The sequence below is a fragment of the Candidatus Pelagibacter sp. genome, assembly GCF_052049815.1.
In the GTDB taxonomy this organism is placed as follows: domain Bacteria; phylum Pseudomonadota; class Alphaproteobacteria; order Pelagibacterales; family Pelagibacteraceae; genus Pelagibacter.
The window spans coordinates 1-2,076 of sequence record NZ_JBNGZG010000083.1; the positions used below are offsets into that span (position 1 = coordinate 1).

Sequence of the window (2,076 nt, forward strand, 5' to 3'; positions counted from 1 at the left end):
AAAAAGCTATTATAACTGGAATTACTGGTCAAGATGGTTCATATTTAACAGAATTCCTTTTAAATAAAAATTATATTGTACATGGTATAAAGAGGAAATCTTCATCATATAATACATCCAGGATAGATCATATCTATAACTCAAAAAGATATAAAAAAAAATTTTTCTTACATTATGGAGATCTAATTGACTCAAATGCAATTTTTAATCTGGTAAACAAAATTAAGCCAGATGAGATTTACAATTTAGCAGCACAAAGTCATGTTGGTGTAAGTTTTGAACTACCAAATTATACTGCTCAAGTGAATTCTATTGGGACTTTAAATCTCTTACAAGCCATAAAAGATTGTGGATTAGAAAAAAAAACAAAATTTTATCAAGCTTCTACTTCGGAACTTTTTGGTGAAATTCAAGAAAAAAAACAATCAGAAAAAACGAAATTTTATCCTAAAAGTCCATATGCAACATCAAAATTATTTGCTTATTGGATAACAAAAAATTATAGAGAATCTTACAATATTTTTGCCTCTAATGGCATTTTATTTAATCATGAGTCACCTCGTAGAGGTGAAACATTCGTGACAAGAAAAATTACTTTAGGTTTAGCAAGTATTATTAACGGATTAGAAAAGTGTTTATATTTGGGTAACATTTACTCATTAAGAGATTGGGGCCATGCAAGAGATTATGTTGAAATGTGTTGGAAAGTATTACAGGTAAAAAAACCTGATGATTTTGTGATTGCAACTGAAAAACAATACTCAGTTAAGTTTTTTGTGGAAAGATGTTTTAAATATTTAGGAATAAAGATAAAATGGAGTGGTAAAGGTCTTGCTGAAAAAGCAAAAATTATAAATTTTGATAAAAAAAAATATCCAAAACTTAAATTAAATATGACAGTTATAAGAATAAGTAAAAAATATTTTAGGCCAAACGAGGTTGAAAATCTTATTGGAAACGCAAGTAAAGCAAAAAAAATTTTAAAGTGGAAATCAAAAACTTCCATAGATCAATTAATTAAAGAAATGATTGATCAAGATTTAATAAACAAAAAATAAATTTTTTGAAAAATAGAGTTTTAATTACTGGTCAAGAAGGGATGGTTGGAAGTTCTATTTATGGTTACTTAAAAAAGAAAAGATTAAAAATTATTGATTGTAAACGTAAAGATCTTGATTTTACAAACCAAAGTCAGGTAAAAAAGTGGTTTAAAAAAAATAAGCCTGATATTGTAATCAATGCAGCTGGTAAGGTAGGGGGTATTTTAGATAATAAAAACTTTCAACCTGACTATATTTATATTAATGCGATGATTGGCCTTAATATTATTCAAGCGTCATTACAAAATGATGTAAAAAAAATTATTAACTTGGGATCTGCATGTATTTATCCAAAGTACCCAAAACAACCAATCGATGAAAACGAATTATTATCTTCGAAGTTAGAATCAACAAATGAAGGATATGCACTCGCAAAAATTATTACTTTGAAATATTGTCAGTTTTTAAAAAAGAAAGAAAAAAAAAACTTTATTTCTCTAATGCCAGCAAATCTATATGGAGAAGGAGATAATTTTAACTTACAATCCAGTCATGTATTGCCTGCATTGGTAAAAAAATTTGTAAATGCAAAGTTTTATAATTTAGATAGTGTTGAGGTATGGGGTTCAGGTAAAGTCAAAAGAGAATTTTTAAATGTTGAAGATTTATCAAGAGCTGTTTATTTTTGTATAAAAAAGAATACGAATTTTGATTACTTGAATGTAGGTAGTGGGGAACATTATTCAATTAAAGCAATAGCAAAAATGATAAAAAAAATAACAGGATACAAAGGAAAGATAAATTATAATGTTAATTATCCAGATGGAGTTAAAAAAAGATTACTAGATTGTGAAAAAATTAAAAGCTTAGGATGGAAACCACGCATTAATTTGATTTCTGGTCTAAAAAGATATTGCAAATATTACATTAAAGATGTTTTTCCAAAAGAAATTTAGTTTCTTATTTTAAGAAAAATAATCAAGTAAGCTAGAACTGTAAGAAATATATTAAGAATATTATTAATATTATAATTGTC

2 protein-coding genes are annotated in these 2,076 nt (G+C 26.2%); both read left to right on the forward strand.

Annotation, left to right across the window (positions count from 1 at the left end):
* Positions 1-1,058: GDP-mannose 4,6-dehydratase (gene gmd / locus ACTT9D_RS07260; protein WP_440931115.1), on the forward strand; the 1,058-nt coding region annotated here is incomplete at its 5' end.
* Positions 1,059-1,063: 5 nt separating this feature from the next.
* Positions 1,064-1,996 carry a GDP-L-fucose synthase family protein gene (locus ACTT9D_RS07265; protein WP_440931116.1) on the forward strand — a complete coding sequence of 311 codons (933 nt, stop codon included), beginning with the start codon at positions 1,064-1,066 and terminating at the stop codon, positions 1,994-1,996.
* The last annotated feature ends 80 nt before the right edge of the window (positions 1,997-2,076 follow it).